This is a genomic window from Pseudomonas sp. NPDC090208 (genome assembly GCF_044746785.1).
Classification (GTDB): Bacteria; Pseudomonadota; Gammaproteobacteria; order Pseudomonadales; family Pseudomonadaceae; genus Aquipseudomonas.
The window spans coordinates 244,118-262,546 of record NZ_JBIVCU010000004.1; the positions used below are offsets into that span (position 1 = coordinate 244,118).

The following is an 18,429-nucleotide window of genomic DNA, read 5'->3' on the forward strand; positions in this document are numbered from 1 at the left end:
GATCAAACAACACATGCACACTGAATACGCTTATGAAGATCAGCTGAAGGCCATTGTTGCCAGCAACCCCCAGGTCATGGGCTGGCTACGCGACGCTCAGCAGTTGAATTTGAATGAATGGTGCATTGGGGCAGGCCTGATCAGAAACCTGGTATGGGATACGCTTCAAGGAAACTCTTTTCAGCCCCCTGACGACATTGACCTGATCTATTTTGAATCGCTGAATAAAACAAAAGACAGGCAAGCTGAATTAGCCGAAAAAATCTCCCGCCTATCCCCAAACATAAAATGGGACGTCACGAATCAAGCGACAGTCCACCTCTGGTACTGTAATGACCTAGGCCAAGAATTCCCTCCGCTAAACAGCATCCTGGAGGGAATTTCAACATGGCCTGAATATTGTACAGCCGTAGCAGTCCACCTAGACTCCAACGACCATCTATCCATACTTGCACCCTATGGACTGGACGACTTATTTAATTTCAAGGTGCGATGGAATTCAAAAAGAGCAAGCTTTAATGATTTCTCCAATAGAGCGCGAGATAAATTTAATACGATACGATGGCCTAAGCTGATTTTGGCTAATATTTAGCTATCAGATATGCTGTAGCTCAGACGCACAACCAGTCCCGAATGGTCTGACAAATTAAGGTCAAGGGTCTCCCGCAATAAATAGTATTTATCTACATACGACTTGTATCTAGCCGAGATGAACATCCCATCCAACAACTGCCCATTCCCGTGGCGATCGAACCACGAATAAGAATTCTCCGGTAAAAAATCACGCGCCAGATCTGACAAATCAGATCTAGTAACTACACCATGAATAGGGAAACCCTCCACTGTGTAATCAAATATTCGAGGCACATGCCAAGGAGGAATTTCATTTATGTCACCGCCGAACAATACGCAGCGATTCTCGTTACTCCCCGTATGACGGATAAATGCTTCAATTAGCGCCGCATGCTCACGGCGCGAGCTTAGATTTTTTTTATTTAGAGCAGGAAAATAAGCGCCCAACAAAACAAATTCTTGCTCACCCAACACAAATCGCAAAACTTGATAACGGCCATCACCTTCATGTTCAACCCAGTTCATATGCCTATGTCTTACCCATCTAACCGCAACAGCAACCGAGTAGCACCGTGCAGCAGGACGACTCCAGTAAACTGTGTACCCCTGCCGACCAAGCTCAGTAAGTAAGCTGCATGAACCTTCCCCGCTGGAAAGCTCGCTTAGAATAATGATCTGGAAATTTTTTGACCGTAGATAGTTTGAAATCAAAAACGCCCTATTTTTTGGCGGACTTTGAACATTCAAGAATAGAATATCAAATCCGCAAAATTCTCACCCTTGGAGCTCCCATCGGTATTGGGCTAACTTTCCAACGCATGATTTTCTACTCAGTAAATGCTCACATGCTGTTTTTAGACAAGAGCTATGTTGTTATCTTCACAGTATTCACCAACATCTCTTCCTTATTATTGTTGCCGGCTGCTGCTCTTGCCCAAATTCATAGCATCTCGGCATCGACCGTTGGTAGGCGTAAAGGCTTTCACGTTGGCACAGCCTTTCTTCTGCTAACTTACACTCCCATTCTACTTCTGATATTTTTTTTTGGCACCGATGTTTTGAAGTTTTACGGCATGTCCGATGCCGTTCTGCTCTCTGCTCCTCTCCTGCCTGAAATACTGACTCTTGCAATAGGGGTTTCGGCCTTCTTAATGCTCATTAACGCCCAACTTAGAAACTTTGGAGTATCCACAAAAACTCAAACAATCATAAATTTTTCGCTACTTTTTTCATATGGAGGCACAGCCTTTCTATACTCACCTGAAAAACTTTCGACGACATTACTCTTAGAGGCATATTTCGCCTCTTACTTAACATCCTGTTTTATCCTATTTCTTTATTCAGCCTACATATCTCGTCGTGTAGCAATCTAATGTCACGCACGATAAAAACTGGCTACAACTTCGCCGTCAAACTGGAACGACAGTCGGGCTACATTGGCCAGGACAACAGGCGATGTGCGGGGTGCAGCAGTAAACATTGTGGGAGCGAATTCATTCGCGAGGCGGCACTCCAGGCGACGCATCTGTGTCGTCCGAATCGGACCATCGCGAATGAATTCGCTCCCACATGTGCCTCACACAACCCGCTATTTCGCCTTGCCGCCCTTCGGCTTGTAGAACAGGAACTTCTCGGTTTCGGTGGTCTTGATGTACTCCGCGGCCCAGTCCGGCTTGACGTTGCGGTCGTGGAAGTACATGGCACCCTGGGTACGGTCGGTCAGTTGCTGGTTGAGCGCTTTGCGGGCGATTTCCTTGGAAGCGGCATATCGGTCATCTTCCTTGACCTGATCAGAGCGGCCGTCGCACCACCAGGAAAACTGGCAAGCCTTCTTCTCGACGCCCTGTTTGACCACGCCGCAGATGGTGTCCGGGTAGCCTTCATGGCCGAGCCGGTTGAGCACCACGCTGGCAACGCCCTCCATGTCGGCGTCGGTGCCGCCCTTGGCTTCCCAGTAGATGGTGCGCGACAGGCAGACCATCGCGTCGTCCACCGGTTGCGCGCCGGCCGGGTCAACCGCCTGGGCTTCGGATTTGGTGATCTTTTCGCTCGTGGGCACGGCGGGCGCAGGCCCGTCCTTTTCAGCGGCTTTTTCTTCCAGCACCTGAGCCTTGCTGACCACGGCCTGCGGATCCGGCGTGGCGTCGGCGGCAACGGCGCGGCCAACGCCGAACATCGTCAGCAGGCAGATGAAAAAGACAAAATGACGCATCGTCGAACCTTCTTTTTGAGGCCGATCGGTCCTGCACCGGAGTCACATCGGTGCGCCTGGAACAGGCACCCGCGAAACGAACCGGAACATCGCAAGCTGTCGTCGACAGGTTATGGGGAGGCTTTGCAGGAGACGCCTAAACACGGCAGCGAATGAAGAATAGCTGCGGCTGGCAGCGTAGTGGCATTTTAAATTTATGCAGCACACTCAGAGGCATGCCGCGTCTGACGAACGGCGTCAGAAAGCTGACTGCGGTCCGGGCTGGCTGTGCTAGCGTTTTTCAGGTGTCTCTCTTGTTTGCGAGTTGTTGCCATGGACGAATCAATCGTTAACTTGATGACCGAGAAGTTTGATGCACTGTTAGTTGTCGTGCAGGAGTTCGGTGCTGCCTTTGCGGTAAAAATCATTTGCGCCATCGCCTTCTGGATCGTCGGCCGTTGGCTGATCGGATTTGCCGTCAGCATGGTCCAGCGGGCACTGGCCCGACAGAAAGTCGATCCCACCCTGCTGCGCTACGTCGGCTCGGCCATCACGGTCACCCTGAACATCATCCTAGTCATTGCCATCCTCGGTTACCTGGGGATGCAGACCACGACCTTCGCCGCCCTGCTCGCCGCTGTCGGTCTGGCGATCGGCATGGCCTGGTCGGGGCTGCTGGCGAATTTGGCGGCCGGCGCGTTCATCATCGTGCTGAGGCCGTTCAAGGTCGGCGATGCCATCTGTGCCGGCGGGGTCGCCGGCACGGTCAGCGAAATCGGTCTGTTCGCCACGGCGATCAATACCGCGGATAACGTGCTGACGCTGGTGGGCAATAACAAGATCTTCAGCGACAACATCCAGAACTTCACCCATAACCCGTTCCGGCGTGTCGACCTCAAGGCGCAGTTGTCGGGTTCGGCAGACTGGAAGGCCGCAGCGGCCCTGCTCAAGCAGCAGATCGCAAGCCTGCCCAACGTGCTCGCGGAGCCGCCGGTAGACGTGGAGATTCTGGATTTCAATCTGGTCGGCCCGGTGCTGGCAGTGCGACCCTATTGCCACAACGCGCATTACGGGCAGGTGTATTTCGACACCAACCGGGTGATCAAGGACGCGCTGAGCGAAGCCGGTTTTCCTGCCCCGATGCCGGCGCAGACGGTGTTCATCCAGCAGCCCGCGGGATAAGCTGCGAGGCCACTACCCGAAGCAGACAGGACAGCGATGCGCCGCTCTTTTTTTCGATCCGCTATCATGCCGTGTCTGCTGCCGTTTGCCCTGCTCAGCGGCGCTCCGGCGCTGGCCGCCAGTCAATCGCTGCCGCAGGCTCTGGCCCAGGCGGCGCCGGATGCCAACCCCGAGGTGATTGCCCTGGCCGTGCAGGCCGCGCAGTGCCGCATGGCGCAAAGCGAGGTGCAGGCCGAGCGGCTGGCGGTGATCGACTATTCGCGGCCGTCCACCGAGCGGCGGTTGTGGGTGTTCGATCTGCCTCGGCGCACGCTGTTGTTCCGCGAACTGGTCGCCCATGGCCGCAGCAGCGGCGACAACCTCGCGACCTCGTTCTCCAACACCCCGGACAGCCTGGCGTCGAGCCTGGGCCTGTTCAGCACCCGCGAGGCATACACCGGCAAGAACGGTTATTCGTTGCGCATGGACGGGCTGGAACCGGGGATCAACGATCAGGCGTTCGCCCGCGATGTGGTGATCCATGGCGCTGCGTACGTCAGTGACGACTTCGCCCGCGCAAACGGGCGACTCGGTCGCAGCCATGGTTGTCCTGCGGTGCCGACCGCGGTTGCGCAGCCGCTGATCGACACCCTCAAGCAGGGCCAATTGCTGTTCGTGTATTACCCCGACGCGCAGTGGCTGAAAACTTCGACCTTCCTCCACTGCCCGTCGGCCGCCACCACCCGTCAGCCCTGAGACACGCGGCCCAGTGCCGGCAGGATCGTGTCGCCGCGCGGCGCTTTCTCGACTGCCTGCGCTTCGGCCTTTTCCGGCTCGGCCTCGCCATTGAGCGCGCGGTTCATTTTCGCCGTGTCCAGCGCCCCCACCCACTTGGCGATGGCCATGGTGCCGACGCCGTTGCCGATGGTGTTGGTGATGGCCCGCGCCTCGGACATGAAGCGGTCGACGCCGAGCAGCAGCACCATGCCCGCCACCGGAATGGTGCCCAGCGACGCGAGGGTCGCGGCGAGGATGATGAATCCGGAACCGGTGACGCCCGCCGAGCCTTTGGAGGTGAACATCAGCACCGCCAGCACGATCAGTTGATCGGTCAGGGTCAGCGGCGTGTTGGTGGCCTGGGCAATGAAGATCGCGGCGATGGTGTAGTAGATCGCCTGCCCGTCCGGGTTGAAGGTCAATCCTGATGGAATGATCATCCCGGCCACCGGCTTGGATACCCCGGCCTTTTCCATCTTGGAAATCATCTGCGGCAGCACCGACTCCGAAGAGCTGGTGCCGAGCACGGTGAACAGCTCTTCCTTGATGAAGCGCAGGAACTTCCATAGGCTGAAGCCGCTGTAACGGCAGATCGGCCCGAGCACGAAGATCACGAACAGCGCGCAGGTCAGGTACACGCAGGCCATCAGCTTGCCCAGCGAGAACAGCGAGCCGAAACCGTATTTGCCTATGGTGAAGGCGATGGCGCCGAAGGCACCGATGGGCGCCAGGCGCATGACCATGTTGACGATGCGAAACATGCCCTGCATCAGGCTGTCCAGCGCGTCGACGAAGACCTTGCCGCGTGGCCCGACCTGAGCCAGCGCCACGCCGAGCAGGATCGAGAACAGCAGGATCTGCAGGACGTTGCCCTTGGCGAAGGCGTCGACGATGGTGTCGGGGATGATGTTCATGACGAAGTCCATGAACGAGTCATGTTTGACCGCTGCGGTGTAGGTCGCAAGGCTTGAGGTGTCGAGGGTGGCCGGGTTGATGTTCATGCCGGCACCGGGCTTGAACACGTCGACCACGATCAGACCCACCACCAGCGCCAGGGTCGACACCACCTCGAAATACAGCAGCGCGCGAAAACCGACGCGGCCCAGTTCTTTCATGCTTTCCATGCGCGCGATGCCGGACACCACGGTGAGGAAAATCACTGGCGCGAGGAGCATTTTGATCAGTTTGATGAACGCGTCACCGAGCGGCTTGAGCGATGCCGCCGTGTCCGGAACCAGCACGCCGACGATGGCGCCAAGAATCACCGCGATCAGCACTTGCACGTAGAGCTTGGAGAGAATTCTTTTCATGACAGGGCCCTGATTTTTTATTGTTGTCAGGAAATACCAGAGGGTCGGACCAAAGCCCGCCCCTGGCGATGTGCCGCAGTATGTCGTCGCACCGAGCGACGGGCTTTTTTGCGGGAGCGAATTCATTCGCCAGAGGCCAGCCCAGGCGCAGCAGGTCGTCGCCTGGACCATCGCATCGCCAATGAATTCACTCCCACAGGGTGCAGAGCCGGTCGCCGCGCCTCAGCGATTGATCAGCGCCAGCACCGCGTCGGTGACCTGGCGCGTGGTGGCTGTGCCGCCCAGATCCGGGGTGTGCAGGCCACTTTCGGTGACCGCTTCGATGGCCGACATCAGCTGCTTGGCCGCCGCCGCTTCACCCAGGTGTTCGAGCATCATCGCGGCGGTCCAGAAGGTCGCGATCGGGTTCGCCACGCCTTTGCCGGTGATGTCGAAGGCCGAGCCGTGGATCGGTTCGAACATCGACGGGAAGTTGCGCGACGGATTGAGGTTGGCGGTCGGCGCGATGCCCAGGCTGCCCGACAGCGCGGCAGCGAGGTCGGAAAGAATGTCGGCGTGCAGGTTGGTGGCGACGATCACGTCCAGGGTGCCCGGCTTGAGGACCATGCGCGTGGTCACGGCATCGACCAGTTCCTTGTCGATCTTCACGTCCGGGAAGTCCTTGGCCACTTCGTAGAAAATCTCGTCCCACAGCACCATGCCGTGACGCTGGGCATTGGACTTGGTGACCATGGTCAGGTGCTTGCGCGGACGGCTGCGGGCCAGCTCGAAGGCGAAGCGGTGAATACGCTCGACGCCGGCACGGGTGAACACCGACACCTCGGTCGCTACCTCCTCCGGCAGACCACGGTGGACGCGACCGCCGTTGCCGGAGTATTCGCCTTCGGAGTTTTCGCGCACCACCACCCAGTCGATCAGCTCGCCGTTGTGCAGCGGGCTTTTCACCCCGGGCAGCACACGGGCCGGACGCACGTTGGCGTACTGGTCGAAGCCCTGGCAGATCGGCAGACGCAGGCCCCACAGCGAGATGTGGTCCGGCACATTGAGGGCACCCACGGCGCCGAAGAAGATCGCGTCGAAAGTCTTCAGTTCGGCCAGGCCGCCTTCCGGAATGTAGTGGCCGTTTTTCAGGTAGTTGTCGGAGTTCCAGTCGAAATGCTTGAAGTCGAGGCTGAAGCCGGATTTTTTCGACAGCGCCTGCAGCACTTCCACGCCGGCGGCGATCACTTCGACGCCGATGCCATCACCTGGGACTGCCGCAATCTTGTATGCACTCATGATCGATTCCACTCTCTTGATGTTCTTGTTGTGCCCCTTGAACCGGGCTGTTCAAGCGGGGTGTGAGCGGAGTATATGTAGTGAACCCAAAGCAGTGAGTTCCTCAAAATCACTACATCAATAACTTTGAGTTACGAATGAACCAGACCCTGGATTTGCAGTTTTTCCACCTGCTGGCCAAGCAAGGCAGCCTTGCTGCCACCGCCCGCGAACTGGGCGTGACGCCGCCTGCTGTCAGTAAACGCCTGAGTGCGCTGGAGGCGCGGCTGGGGATCCGCCTGGTCAACCGCACCACTCGCTCGATGAGCCTGACCGCCGAAGGCGAGCTGTATTTTTCCCACGCGGCGCGGATCCTCACGCAGATCGACGAGGTGGAACAGCTGGTCAGCAGCAGCCGCGCCACGCCCAAGGGCCTGATCCGCGTCAACGCCTCGCTGGGCTTTGGTCGGCGCTATATCGGCCCGGCGCTGGCGGCGTTCTTCGCCCGTTACCCGGAGGTCGAGATCCAGCTGGAAATCAGCGACCACCCGCTGGATCTGGCGACCCACGGTTTCGATCTGGGGATCCGTTTCGGCACCCTGCCGGACGCGGCGTTTCATGCGCGCAAGATCGCGTCCAACCGTCGCTTGCTGTGCGCCTCGCCGTTGTATCTGGAGAAGCACGGCGTGCCGACGCGGCTGGCTGACTTGCAGGAGCACAACTGCATTTTCCTGCGCCAGAACGAGACGCCGTATGGCGTGTGGAGCTTCACCAATGGCGGCAAGACGCAGAACGTCAAGGTCCGTGGCGCGCTGGGCTGCAACGATGGTGAAGTGGCGCTGAATTGGGCGCTGGAGGGTTTCGGCATCCTGCTGCGCGCCGAATGGGACATCGCCCGGTACGTACGCAGCGGGCGTTTGCGCCTGGTGCTCGAAGACCAGACCCCGACCCGCGCCGACGTCTACGCGGTGTACCCGCAACAATTGCACCTGTCAGCACGGGTGCGCAGCCTGATCGATTTTCTGGTGGAGCGTTTCAAGCATATCGATCATCTGGAGGCGTCGGAGCACGAGTGAATTGCTCTGAGACCCTCTGTAGGAGCGCGCTTGCCCGCGAGGCGTCGGGTCAGGTACCACGATGGCAACTGATATGCCCATCGCGGGCAAGCGCGCTCCTACGACGATGTGGCGTTGAAAAAGTGAGTGAATTCCGCATAACTACTGTGGGAGGGAGCTCTGCTCGCGATGGCGGTGGGTCAATCAACACTGCAATGTCTGAGCTGACGCCATCGCGAGCAGAGCTCCCTCCCACAGGAATGTGCGGTGGCCCTACCCTGGGATGAGTTACCCCACCACCGCCGCAGAACCGGGCCGATGCCGGATTTCGTCGGGCATCCGTTCGCTGTAATGCACGCGGTGCACGAACGCTTGTCCGTGTTCGTTGAACAGGTGGCAATTCACCCCGGACACGCCGACCGCCAGGGTCTGGCCGGCCTTGACCGCCGACAGCCCGTCGCCCTTGATCATCAAGGGGTCGCCCTCGGTGGTTTCGGCATGGGTGAAGGTCTCCCCGCCCAGATGCTCGACCACCCGCGCCGTCACACTGATCTGTGCATCGCCTTCGCCGCGCTCGGACAAATGCTCCGGACGCAATCCCAATGTCAGCGCATCACCAGCGCGCAGGTTGTCGCCCTTGACCGGCACCCACAGCCGACCACCGCCGGGCAGGCTGACCTGCACGCCTTCGCCACTGACGGCCACGGTCTGCACCGGCAGAAAACTCATCTGCGGCGAACCGATGAAACCGGCGACGAAACGGTTGCGCGGGTGGTGATACAGCTCCAGCGGCGAGCCGACCTGCTCGATGCAGCCCTTGTTGAGCACCACGATCTTGTCGGCCAGGGTCATGGCTTCCACCTGGTCGTGGGTCACGTAGATCATGGTTGCCTGCAGATCGGCGTGCAGCTTGGCGATCTCGATGCGCATCTGCACCCGTAGCGAGGCGTCGAGGTTGGACAGTGGTTCGTCGAACAGAAACACTTCCGGCTCATGGACGATGGCGCGACCGATGGCGACGCGCTGACGCTGACCGCCGGACAGCGCCTTGGGCTTGCGCTCCAGCAACGGCTCCAGTTGCAGAATGCGCGCGGCGTTGCGCACCTTGGCTTCGATCTGGCCCTTGGGCGTTTTCTGCATCTTCAGGCCGAAGGCGATGTTGTCGTAGACCGACATGTGCGGGTACAGCGCGTAGGACTGAAACACCATGGCCACGCCTCGGTCGGCCGGTTCCAGGTAGGTCACGTCGCGGCTGCCGATGCGGATCTGCCCCTGGGTGATGCTTTCCAGCCCGGCAATGCAGCGCAGCAAGGTGGACTTGCCACACCCGGACGGCCCGACGAACACCACGAATTCGCGGCTTTCGATGCTCAGGTGGATGTCATGCAACACCTTGATGTCGCCATAGGCTTTCTCGACGCCCGTCAGACTGAGCTCAGTCAAAATCGTGTCCCCTGAATTATTGTTGTGTGGGTGCTGCCGCGCAGATTCCTTGTAGGAGTGAGCTTGCTCGCGATTGGATCAGCCAACGATGGCGTCAAAGACAAACAGCGATCGCGAGCAAGCTCACTCCTACAAAGACAAACTTCATCATGGGCTTGACAGCAAAAAGTTTCGCTCTACGATCATTTGTAATTCTAAAAATACAAATGTCAAGGAGCGCACTGAATGCGGGCTGCATACATCCATGGCATTCGCGACATCCGCATCGGCGACAAGCCCGTGCCGACACCGGTCGGCGACGAGGTGCTGCTGCGGGTCAGCGCGGTCGGCGTCTGTGGCAGCGACCTGCATTACTACAAGGAAGGCGCCATCGGCCATGCCCGCATCACCCAGCCTTTCATCGCCGGCCATGAGTTCGCCGCCCGCCTGACCGACGACCGGCCCGAACTGGGCCTGAAAGCCGGGCAACTGGTGGCGGTCGATCCGGCGAAACCTTGCGGCCAGTGCGAATGGTGCGGCCGTGGTCATGTGAACCTCTGCCCCCATGTGCAGTTCCTCGGCTCGCCGCCCCACACCCACGGCGCGATGACCGAATACATCGTCGTCGCCCCCAGCCAGATCTATGCCGTGCCCGACCACTTCACCCCGGTGCAGGCAGTGATGCTTGAACCGCTGGGCGTGGCGATCCATGCCATGGATCTTGCCGGCAGCAAAAAACTCTTTGAAACCGTCGCCATCATCGGCTGTGGCCCCATCGGCCTGTGCCTGCTGCAACTGGCGAAAATGCTCTGCAAGAAAGCCGTCTACGCCATCGACCCGATCCACTACCGCACGGAAAAGGCCCGGCAACTGGGCGCCGACGAGGTCGCTGCCGACCACGCTGCCATCGCCGAATGGACCCAGGGCCGCGGCGTCGATCTGGTGCTGGAGGCGACCAACTCGCCGGAAGGTTTCCAGATCGCCGCGCAATCGGCGCGCATCGGTGGCCGGGTGGTGCTGGTCGGCATTCCCGACGGCGATCAGTACGCCCCGCTCAGTGCCTCGCTGCTGCGGCGCAAGGGCCTCGACGTCCGCCTGTCGCGGCGCATGGGCCATGTCTACGACCGGGCCATTCAACTGGTGGCCCAGGGCGCGGTGGATGTCGACTGTCTGGTCACCCACCGCTTCGACCTGGCTCAGGCCAGCCAGGCGTTCAGCTACCCTTCGGAGTTTCTCGACGGCGCCCTGAAGACCGTCATCCTGCCCCACCCGGATTGACTTAACCGCTGTAGATCAAAAACGCGCGCAGGCGCAGACACCACGTCACCCTCACCAACAAGAACAAAGAGGTCACGTAATGAAGAAGCTGGTATGGAACGCCCTGGCCCTGTCGGTCGCCCTCGGTTCGGCGGGCGCTCACGCCTGGACGCTTGAAGAGGCCGCCGCGCCTTACAAGGGCACCGAGATCAAGGCGATTTTCCTCGACCGTCCGGGCTATGCCGCCGCCATCAAGCTGCTGCCGGAATTCGAGAAAAAGACCGGGATCAAGGTCAGCTACGAAACCATCCCCTACGAGAACACCCGCGAGCAGGAAGTCCTGCGCTTCAGCAGCACCGAACCGCTGGATGTGGTGCTGACCGACGTGGTGTGGATCGGCGAATTTGCCGGCAACGGCTGGCTGGAGCCGATCACCACGTTCACCAACGATCCCAAGCTGGCCGACCCTGAGCTGAAGCTGGACGGTTTCTTCCCGATCCTGCTGGAGTCGTTCGGTGGCTGGGACAAGCAGACCTACGGCCTGCCGTTCGATAACTATTCGGGCCTGCTGTTCTACAACAAGTGCATGCTCAAGGACGCCGGTTTCGACAAGCCGCCAGCGACCTGGGACGAACTGCTGCACACCTATGCGCCGAAGCTGACCGACAAGAGCAAGGACCGCTACGCCTACGCCCTGCAATCGCGTCGCGGCGAAACCCAGTCGGCGGACAGTTTCATGCGTTTCCTCTGGCCATTCGGCGGCTCGCTGCTGGACGCCAACTTCAAGTCCAACCTCAATTCCGAAGCCTCTCAGAAGGGCCTGCAGTTCCGTCAGGACCTGATGAAGTTCATGCCGCCGGGCATCGTCGACTACGACCACAACGAAGCGGTCAACGCCCTGGCCCAAGGCAAAGTGGCGATGATCACCGAGTGGTCGGCGTTCTACAGCACCCTCGCCGACCCGGCGAAATCGAAGATCACCGATTGCCTGGCCGTGGCCACCGAACCGAAAGGCCCGGCGGGTCTGAAGCCTGCGCTGGGTGGTTTCTCGCTGGGGGTCAACGCCAACTCGGGTGACAAGCAGAAAGCGGCGGCCTGGCTGTTCATTCAGTGGGTCACCTCCGAAGCCATGGCCAAGCCGTACCTGGAAGCCGGTGGTGTCAGCGGGCGGATGTCGGTGTACAAGGACGCCGACGTGCAGAAGAAATACCCGTTCGTGCAGCCGATGGTGACCTCGTGGGAAGGCGGCGTGCCGGACTACCGTCCACGCTTCCCGCAGTGGCCGGAAATCTCCGAAGTGGTCGGTGAAAACGGCACCGCGATCATGCTCGGCAAGTCCAGCGTCGAAGCCGGCGCCAAGGCCATCGGCAGCAAGATGGAGGACATCCTGAACAAGGCCGGTTATTACGACGGCAAGGTCAAGTTGCTGAAGTAATACGCGTACGAAAACTGTGGGAGCCGGCTTGCTGGCGAATGGGGCAGATCAGACGCTTCAACGGTGAATGACCCACCGCATTCGCCAGCAAGCCGGCTCCTACAGGGTAATCAGCGCAACACCGCAAGATGTCCGTATCACTCGAGAATCACGACCATGTCCAACAACAAAAAACCGGTGTTCCCGACCCTGTGGAACAACACCCGGGCCGCTTTCGCCTTTCTTGCGCCGGCCACTGTGGCCCTGGCGCTGATCGGCATTTTTCCGACCGTGTTTGCACTGGTCAATTCGTTTCGCCAGTACAACCTGGCGCGTCCCAAGGATGCGACCCCTTTCATCGGTTTCGACAACTACCTGAGCGTGCTCAACGACGCCTCGTTCTGGGCGGCGCTGGGGCGCTCCGGGCTGTTTCTGATCACCGTGGTGCCGATCCAGCTGGCGCTGGGCCTGATCATCGCCCTGCTGCTGCACAAGCCCGGTCTGTCCGGCTTCAAGCTGCTGGCGCGGATGAGTCTGGTGATTCCGCTGGCCACCGCACCCGCCGTGGCGGGCCTGATCGGCCGGTTGATCTTCAACCGCGATTTCGGCGTCGCCAACGCCCTGCTGGCGATGGTCAATGCCGGCCCCGTGGAATGGCTGGGCGACACCACCAACGCCTTCATCGCCGTGGCGCTGATGGACATCTGGCAATGGACGCCGTTCTGCGCGCTGGTGTTGCTGGCCGGGCTGACCATGGTGCCCCACGAGATCGAAGAAGCCGCGCGCCTGGAAACCCGCAGCCGCTGGCAGATCGTGCGTTACGTGCAACTGCCGTTTCTGCTGCCCAGCGCCACGGTGATCCTGATCCTGCGCACCGCCGACATCCTCAAGATGTTCGACACCGTGTTCACCATGACCCGCGGCGGCCCGGGCGCGGCCACCGAACTGGTCAGCGTCTATATCCAGCGCATCGGCTTTCGCGTGTTCGATCAGGGCGTGGCGTCGGCGCAGGCGATTCTGCTGCTGATCCTGACCATCGTGCTGGCCCGTCTGTACATCAAATTCGTTTACCGGGAGATCTGACATGGCCACCGTTTCTGCCGGCAAGACCGTTGCCACCCCAAGCATTCCGCGCCCCGGCATCAAGGTCAGCCCCTGGCACCTGGTCGGGCTGCTGGCGATCTTTCTGTTCGCCGTGTTCCCCTTCTACTGGATGGTCGCCACCAGCCTCAAGACCCAGGCCGAAGCGCTCGCTTCGCCGCCGGTGTGGGCCTTCACCCCGCACCTGGACAACTACATCAAGGTGCTGTTCGAGCGCGACGTGCTGCACAGCCTCGGCAACTCGCTGATCGTCGCCGTCTGCACCACGGTGCTGGCAGTCGGCCTCGGCACGCCGGCCGCCTATGCGCTGGCGCGTTTCGAGTTCAAGGGCAAGGAAGACCTGTGGTTCTGGTTCATCACCAACCGCATGCTCAGCCCGATCGTGGTGGCGTTGCCGATTTTCCTGATGGCGCGCAACATGGGCCTGATCGACACCCATCTGGTGCTGATCCTGATCTACCTGACCTTCAACCTGCCGATCGTGGTGTGGATCTGCACCGACCAGTTCCGTGGCGTGCCCAAGGATCTGGACGAAGCGGCGCGGCTGTCGGGCGCCTCGCGTTTCACCATCTTCTGGCGCATCGCCCTGCCGCTGGCGATGCCAGGGGTGGCGGTGTCGGCGATCTTCTCGTTCATTTTTTCCTGGAACGAGCTGCTCTATGCGCTGGTGCTGACCCGCAACGCCGCCCGCACGGCGCCGGTCACCGCCACCAGCTTCATGAGCGGATACGACCTGCCCTGGGGGGAGATCATGGCCACCGGCACGCTGATTGTGTTTCCAGTGATCATTTTCGCGTTGATGGTCTCCAAGCATCTGGTACAAGGGCTGACCATGGGCGCCGTGAAGTAGGCGCCCCGCTTTTCGCGCCAAGGACTATGCCGTGCAGAACCGTTATCCCGAATTCATCCCCGACGCCGACCCGGTGAACGCCGACGATCAGCTGAACATCCGGATCGCCTGGCACTACTACGTCAGCAACATGACCCAGCAGCAGATCGCCGACCGTTTCGGCATCACCCGCGTGCGGGTCAACAAGGCGCTGGCGACCTGCCGGGAGACCGGCGTGGTGCAAATCCGCATCAACTCACCGCTGGCCTCCTGCATCGAACTGGAACACCGACTGCAGGAGCGTTTCGGTCTGGAGCGAGTCACTGTGGTGCCTTCGCCCGACGATCCGGCGACGATCTTCCGCGTGCTCGGCGTCGGCGTGGCGCCGAGCATTCAGGAGTATCTGGTCGACGGTTGCATCGTCGCCGTCGGCTGGGGCCGTACCCTGCGCCAGGCGGTGCGCGAGCTGCAAGGGCGATCCATTCCGGACATGACCGTACTGTCGCTGCTCGGCGGTCTGCATTACGGCTCAGCCAACAACACCGTGGAAATCGCCTCCAGCCTCGCCGGGCTGTTCGGCGGCTCCTATTACTACCTGGCGGCGCCGGTGTTCGCGCCGTCCGAGCCGTACCGCGACATGATCCTGGCCGAAGCCTCGGTGCAGGATGTGCTGGGCAAGGCCCGGCAGGCTGATCTGGCGCTGCTGACCGTCGGCGACCTGAGTGAGCGTTCGCTGATGCTGGAACTGGGGTTGGTCAGCCCGGAAGACGCCCGTTCGCTGCGGGCTGCCGGTGCGGTGGGCGACCTGCTCGGGCGCTGGCTGGACCGCGACGGTATCGAGGTCAACCATCCGCTGAACCGCCGGGCCATCTCGCTGGACCCGGAAGACCTGCGGCGGATCAAGAAAGTCGTGCTGGTCTCCGGTGGCCCGTACAAGGCCGAGATCATCCGTGCGGTGCTGCTGCGCAACGTCGTCCACGAACTGGTGATCGACGAAGACGCCGCCACGCAATTGCTTGAACAGGACAACTGAAACCCTTTCTGCAAGGAACCCCGTCATGGCCCGCTACGACTTCATCGGCAAACGCATTCTGGTCACCGGCGCTGGCAAGGGCATCGGCCGGGAAACCGTGCAGTGGCTGAGCGAGTGCGGCGCCGACGTCATCGCCCTGGGTCGCAACGCCGCCGACCTTGCCTACTGCGAACAGACGCTGGTGGTGGACCTGGCCGACGCCGAGGCGACCCAGGCCGCCGTGGCATCGATGCTGCCCATCGATCTGCTGGTCAACTGCGCCGGGGTGGTCGAACTGCAATCGGTGCTGGAGACCACCGTGGAAACTTTCGATCACCTGATGGCGGTCAACACCCGCGCGCCGATGCTGGTTGCTCAGGTGGTGGCTCGCGACCTGATCACCCGTGGCGTGCCGGGGGCCATCGTCAACGTGTCGAGCCTGGCGGCAGCGGTCGGCACCCGTGATCACCTGGCCTATTGCGCGTCGAAGGCGGCGCTGGATGCGATGACCCGGGTCATGGCCGTGGAGCTGGGGCCTCATGGCATCCGGGTCAACAGCGTCAACCCGGTGGTGACCCTGACGCCGATGGCCGACAAGGCCTGGAGTGATCCGGTCAAGGCCGGGGCGATGTTGTCGCGCATTCCCCTCGGCCGCTTTGTGCAACCCGGCGAAATCGCCGCGACCATCGCCTTTCTGCTCAGCGATGACGCCGGCATGATCAACGGCACCACGCTGACCGTGGACGGCGGCTTCAGCGCCGGTTGAGCCGCGCCAGCCGCGGATAGAGATCGCGCAGACGCGGGTACAGCTCGCGGTACAGCGCCAGCAGCTCCTGATGAAACTCGCGCAAGGCCGGATTGGGCAAGAAGGTTTCGCCGTCCTGGGTCATCACCTGCGCGGCCTCGGCAAAGCTTGCGTACCAGCCCGCCCCCACTGCGGCCGCAATACCGGCGCCCAGACTTGAAGCTTCCTGGGTCGAGGCGCGGATCACCGGGCGCTCGGTGATGTCGGCGATGATCTGGCACCACAGGCGACTGGCCGCGCCGCCACCGATGGCGACAAAGGTGTTCACCGGCTCACCGGTGGCCTCGACCATGCGCTCGGTAGCGACCGCCTGTTCCAGCGCGATGCCTTCCAGCACGGCACGATAGATCTGCGCCCGGCCATGGTCCGGCGAGAGGCCGAGCAGACAGCCCCGCGCATCCTGGTCCCAATACGGGTTCATCACGCCGTTCCAGTACGGCAACAGAATCAACCCGTCACTGCCCGGCGCCACCCGCGACGCCTCGATTTCCAGGCGCAGCAGGCTGTCGGGCTGGGCCACCACGTCGATATCGAAAAACTGCCGCAGCAGGCTATTGATCAGCAGCGTGCCGGAACGCAGCGACGTCTCCAGCACGTAACCCTGACGGTCGACCGCGCACAGGGTGCGAAAGGCCTGATCGATCATCGGCGTGTCGGCGTACACCCCGGAAACGATGGCCGTGCCCAGATTCAAATACGCCGTGCCGGTGCTGACCACGCCGATGCCCAGCCCTCCAGCCTGACCGTCGCCGCCACCGGCGACAACCGGGGTGCCGGCGGGCAAACCGGTCAGAGCTTCGGCGGCGGCGGTGACGGTGCCCAGCACCGAGCCGGGTGCCGAGGCAACAGGAAAACAGTCGGCGCGCAGCGGGATCGGCAGCGCCTGCAGCACCTCATCCGCCCAGTCATGGCGGTGAATATCGAACGCCCCGAACGGATCGGCGCTGGCCCAACTGGTGGCGAATGCACCGGTCAGCTGGCGCACCAGCCAAGCGTGGGGTTCGTAGACGTGGCGGATGCGTTTGAACAGTTCCGGCTCGGCGTCGGCCATCCACGCCAGGCTGTAAATGGCCGGCGCCCAGTCATGAGGTTTGCCGGTGATGGCGTGCAGGCGTTCGTCACCGACCCGGGCGGTCAGCGCGGCGACTTCATCCTTGCGGCGCTCGTCGAGCCAGAGCATCGCCGGGCGCAGCAAGCGGTCCTGGGCATCGGTGACCGCCACGGTTTCCCGTTGATTGACCACTGACACCGCGGCAATGGCCGCGCCGTCGAGCAGCGCCAGCAAGGCCTTGAGCGCCTGCTGCGTGGCTCGCCACCAGTCCTGCGGGTCCTGCTCATAGGCATTGGCCGCCGGCCGCGACAACCCCAGCGGCGCCCGCGCTTGCGCCACCAGTTCCCCTCGGGCATCCCAGGCGATGGCCTTGCAGGTGGTGGTGCTCAGGTCGATACCGATCACAAGTTTGCGCATGCGTGCCCTGCTCCTGCCATGGAAGCGCCAAGACTAGCCGAGGATGGTACGAAAGGTCTGCTGCCATGTCTGGATTTTGCGTCATGCACAGGACGTGTGGGTGGGAGCTCTGCTTGCGATGGTGTCGTGTCAGGCAACGCTGCTGTGTCTGAACTGACGCCATGTAGGAGTGAGCTTGCTCGCGATAGCGTACGTTCAGTCGCATCGACGTTGTCTGACACACCGCCATCGCGAGCAGAGCTCCCTCCAACAGGTTTGCGGGGTGCGCTGCAGATCGAGCCTCGCAGATTGACAAGCGCCGTCGGCTCATCAAGTCTTGCCCATCGCCCATAACAAGGAAAATACGATGGCCAGCAAGGAAGAGATTGCCGCATTCATCGCCCGTGAGTTTCCGCAGACCCGCATTGTCGTCGAAGCGGTCGGCGAGCGCCGGGCCACGATCTCACAGGTGGTCGACCATTCCGATTTGCGCCCAGGCGGCACGGTGTCCGGGCCGACGCTGATGGCAGTGGCCGATGTCGCGCTGTATGTGGCAGTGCTGGGCGTGATCGGCATCGTGCCGCTGACCGTGACCACCAGCCTGACCATCAACTTCCTGCGCAAACCCGAAGCCGGCCGACGCATCATCGGCGAATGCCAGTTGCTGAAAGTCGGCAAGACCCTGGCCATCGGCGAGGTGTCGTTGTACTCGGAAGGGCTGGAAGAACCGGTCGCCCACGTGGTCGGCACCTACGCCATTCCGCCACAGGCGTTGCGCTGAAGGCTTATAGCCCGGGTGGCATAGCACGACCTGTAGG

At 61.1% G+C, this 18,429-nt stretch carries 18 protein-coding genes; 12 read left to right on the forward strand and 6 right to left on the reverse strand.

Translation table 11 applies throughout. The features are described from left to right. The first annotated feature begins 13 nt into the window (after positions 1-13). Entirely contained in the window at positions 14-592 is a 579-nt protein-coding gene (locus tag ACIPL0_RS09355) for a nucleotidyltransferase family protein (RefSeq protein WP_400600538.1), read from the forward strand. Here ACIPL0_RS09355 and ACIPL0_RS09360 read toward each other — a convergent pair. Further along, positions 589-1,098 carry a hypothetical protein gene (locus ACIPL0_RS09360; protein ID WP_400600539.1) on the reverse strand — a complete coding sequence of 170 codons (510 nt, stop codon included), beginning with the start codon at positions 1,096-1,098 and terminating at the stop codon, positions 589-591. The two genes, ACIPL0_RS09355 and ACIPL0_RS09360, sit on opposite strands and share 4 nt — an antisense overlap. Before the next feature lie 161 nt (positions 1,099-1,259). On the opposite strand from ACIPL0_RS09360, the gene ACIPL0_RS09365 reads away from it, so the two are divergent. Further along, positions 1,260-1,946, forward strand: coding sequence for a hypothetical protein (locus ACIPL0_RS09365; RefSeq protein WP_400600541.1), 687 nt, complete (start codon positions 1,260-1,262; stop codon positions 1,944-1,946). Between the two features lie 215 nt (positions 1,947-2,161). Here ACIPL0_RS09365 and ACIPL0_RS09370 read toward each other — a convergent pair whose 3' ends face one another. Continuing rightward, on the reverse strand, positions 2,162-2,749 hold the full coding sequence (locus ACIPL0_RS09370; protein WP_400600767.1) for a cell wall hydrolase: 588 nt from the start codon (positions 2,747-2,749) through the stop codon (positions 2,162-2,164). A gap of 348 nt (positions 2,750-3,097) precedes the next feature. Here ACIPL0_RS09370 and ACIPL0_RS09375 point away from each other — a divergent pair, with 348 nt between their 5' ends. Beyond that, positions 3,098-3,946: a mechanosensitive ion channel family protein gene (locus ACIPL0_RS09375; protein WP_400600543.1), complete on the forward strand. Its 849-nt coding sequence runs from the start codon at positions 3,098-3,100 to the stop codon at positions 3,944-3,946. A 66-nt stretch (positions 3,947-4,012) separates the two neighbouring features. Beyond that, the gene (locus ACIPL0_RS09380; protein WP_400600545.1) at positions 4,013-4,681 is read left to right on the forward strand and encodes a murein L,D-transpeptidase catalytic domain family protein; all 669 of its coding nucleotides are present in this window, start codon (positions 4,013-4,015) and stop codon (positions 4,679-4,681) included. On the opposite strand, the gene ACIPL0_RS09385 is transcribed toward ACIPL0_RS09380, so the two are convergent. Together ACIPL0_RS09385 and ACIPL0_RS09390 are read right to left on the reverse strand one after the other, a co-directional pair. Next, positions 4,672-6,012 (reverse strand): dicarboxylate/amino acid:cation symporter, encoded by a 1,341-nt coding sequence (locus ACIPL0_RS09385; RefSeq protein ID WP_400600547.1) that lies wholly within the window; start codon positions 6,010-6,012, stop codon positions 4,672-4,674. The two genes, ACIPL0_RS09380 and ACIPL0_RS09385, sit on opposite strands and share 10 nt — an antisense overlap. A 222-nt stretch (positions 6,013-6,234) precedes the next feature. After that, positions 6,235-7,290, reverse strand: coding sequence for a tartrate dehydrogenase (locus tag ACIPL0_RS09390; protein WP_400600549.1), 1,056 nt, complete (start codon positions 7,288-7,290; stop codon positions 6,235-6,237). A 137-nt stretch (positions 7,291-7,427) separates the two neighbouring features. Between ACIPL0_RS09390 and ACIPL0_RS09395 the strand changes: the two genes are divergently transcribed. Next, the gene (locus ACIPL0_RS09395; protein ID WP_400600550.1) at positions 7,428-8,345 is read left to right on the forward strand and encodes a LysR family transcriptional regulator; all 918 of its coding nucleotides are present in this window, start codon (positions 7,428-7,430) and stop codon (positions 8,343-8,345) included. Between the two features lie 267 nt (positions 8,346-8,612). Here ACIPL0_RS09395 and ACIPL0_RS09400 read toward each other — a convergent pair whose 3' ends face one another. Beyond that, complete coding sequence (locus tag ACIPL0_RS09400) at positions 8,613-9,767, reverse strand: ABC transporter ATP-binding protein (RefSeq protein ID WP_400600551.1); 1,155 nt, start codon at positions 9,765-9,767, stop codon at positions 8,613-8,615. Positions 9,768-9,992: 225 nt separating this feature from the next. On the opposite strand from ACIPL0_RS09400, the gene ACIPL0_RS09405 reads away from it, so the two are divergent. From ACIPL0_RS09405 to ACIPL0_RS09430, 6 genes are all read left to right on the forward strand, one after another. Continuing rightward, a complete protein-coding gene (locus ACIPL0_RS09405) occupies positions 9,993-11,024 on the forward strand; it encodes a zinc-binding dehydrogenase (RefSeq protein WP_400600552.1) in 1,032 nt (343 codons plus the stop codon). 79 nt (positions 11,025-11,103) lie between these two features. Then, on the forward strand, positions 11,104-12,438 hold the full coding sequence (locus ACIPL0_RS09410; protein ID WP_400600554.1) for an ABC transporter substrate-binding protein: 1,335 nt from the start codon (positions 11,104-11,106) through the stop codon (positions 12,436-12,438). Between the two features lie 156 nt (positions 12,439-12,594). After that, complete coding sequence (locus tag ACIPL0_RS09415) at positions 12,595-13,500, forward strand: carbohydrate ABC transporter permease (RefSeq protein WP_400600556.1); 906 nt, start codon at positions 12,595-12,597, stop codon at positions 13,498-13,500. Between the two features lies 1 nt (position 13,501). Next, positions 13,502-14,368: a carbohydrate ABC transporter permease gene (locus tag ACIPL0_RS09420; RefSeq protein WP_400600558.1), complete on the forward strand. Its 867-nt coding sequence runs from the start codon at positions 13,502-13,504 to the stop codon at positions 14,366-14,368. Between the two features lie 31 nt (positions 14,369-14,399). Continuing rightward, on the forward strand, positions 14,400-15,380 hold the full coding sequence (locus ACIPL0_RS09425) for a sugar-binding transcriptional regulator (protein WP_400600560.1): 981 nt from the start codon (positions 14,400-14,402) through the stop codon (positions 15,378-15,380). Positions 15,381-15,405: 25 nt separating this feature from the next. Continuing rightward, positions 15,406-16,125, forward strand: coding sequence for an SDR family oxidoreductase (locus tag ACIPL0_RS09430; RefSeq protein WP_400600562.1), 720 nt, complete (start codon positions 15,406-15,408; stop codon positions 16,123-16,125). On the opposite strand, the gene ACIPL0_RS09435 is transcribed toward ACIPL0_RS09430, so the two are convergent. Then, positions 16,112-17,632 (reverse strand): FGGY-family carbohydrate kinase, encoded by a 1,521-nt coding sequence (locus ACIPL0_RS09435; protein ID WP_400600563.1) that lies wholly within the window; start codon positions 17,630-17,632, stop codon positions 16,112-16,114. The genes ACIPL0_RS09430 and ACIPL0_RS09435 overlap by 14 nt on opposite strands. A gap of 346 nt (positions 17,633-17,978) precedes the next feature. On the opposite strand from ACIPL0_RS09435, the gene ACIPL0_RS09440 reads away from it, so the two are divergent. Further along, on the forward strand, positions 17,979-18,392 hold the full coding sequence (locus tag ACIPL0_RS09440) for a PaaI family thioesterase (RefSeq protein ID WP_400600565.1): 414 nt from the start codon (positions 17,979-17,981) through the stop codon (positions 18,390-18,392). Positions 18,393-18,429 lie beyond the last annotated feature (37 nt).

Excerpts from the sequence above, each read along its gene's own strand:
- ACIPL0_RS09440 (WP_400600565.1), top strand. The coding sequence starts at position 17,979 with ATGGCCAGCAAGGAAGAGATTGCCGCATTCATCGCCCGTGAGTTTCCG.
- ACIPL0_RS09430 (WP_400600562.1), top strand. The coding sequence starts at position 15,406 with ATGGCCCGCTACGACTTCATCGGCAAACGCATTCTGGTCACCGGCGCT.
- ACIPL0_RS09405 (WP_400600552.1), top strand. The coding sequence starts at position 9,993 with ATGCGGGCTGCATACATCCATGGCATTCGCGACATCCGCATCGGCGAC.
- ACIPL0_RS09415 (WP_400600556.1), top strand. The coding sequence starts at position 12,595 with ATGTCCAACAACAAAAAACCGGTGTTCCCGACCCTGTGGAACAACACC.
- ACIPL0_RS09410 (WP_400600554.1), top strand. The coding sequence starts at position 11,104 with ATGAAGAAGCTGGTATGGAACGCCCTGGCCCTGTCGGTCGCCCTCGGT.
- ACIPL0_RS09395 (WP_400600550.1), top strand. The coding sequence starts at position 7,428 with ATGAACCAGACCCTGGATTTGCAGTTTTTCCACCTGCTGGCCAAGCAA.
- ACIPL0_RS09360 (WP_400600539.1), bottom strand. The coding sequence starts at position 1,098 with ATGAACTGGGTTGAACATGAAGGTGATGGCCGTTATCAAGTTTTGCGA.
- ACIPL0_RS09435 (WP_400600563.1), bottom strand. The coding sequence starts at position 17,632 with ATGCGCAAACTTGTGATCGGTATCGACCTGAGCACCACCACCTGCAAG.
- ACIPL0_RS09355 (WP_400600538.1), top strand. The coding sequence starts at position 14 with ATGCACACTGAATACGCTTATGAAGATCAGCTGAAGGCCATTGTTGCC.
- ACIPL0_RS09390 (WP_400600549.1), bottom strand. The coding sequence starts at position 7,290 with ATGAGTGCATACAAGATTGCGGCAGTCCCAGGTGATGGCATCGGCGTC.
- ACIPL0_RS09380 (WP_400600545.1), top strand. The coding sequence starts at position 4,013 with ATGCCGTGTCTGCTGCCGTTTGCCCTGCTCAGCGGCGCTCCGGCGCTG.
- ACIPL0_RS09385 (WP_400600547.1), bottom strand. The coding sequence starts at position 6,012 with ATGAAAAGAATTCTCTCCAAGCTCTACGTGCAAGTGCTGATCGCGGTG.
- ACIPL0_RS09370 (WP_400600767.1), bottom strand. The coding sequence starts at position 2,749 with ATGTTCGGCGTTGGCCGCGCCGTTGCCGCCGACGCCACGCCGGATCCG.
- ACIPL0_RS09420 (WP_400600558.1), top strand. The coding sequence starts at position 13,502 with ATGGCCACCGTTTCTGCCGGCAAGACCGTTGCCACCCCAAGCATTCCG.
- ACIPL0_RS09375 (WP_400600543.1), top strand. The coding sequence starts at position 3,098 with ATGGACGAATCAATCGTTAACTTGATGACCGAGAAGTTTGATGCACTG.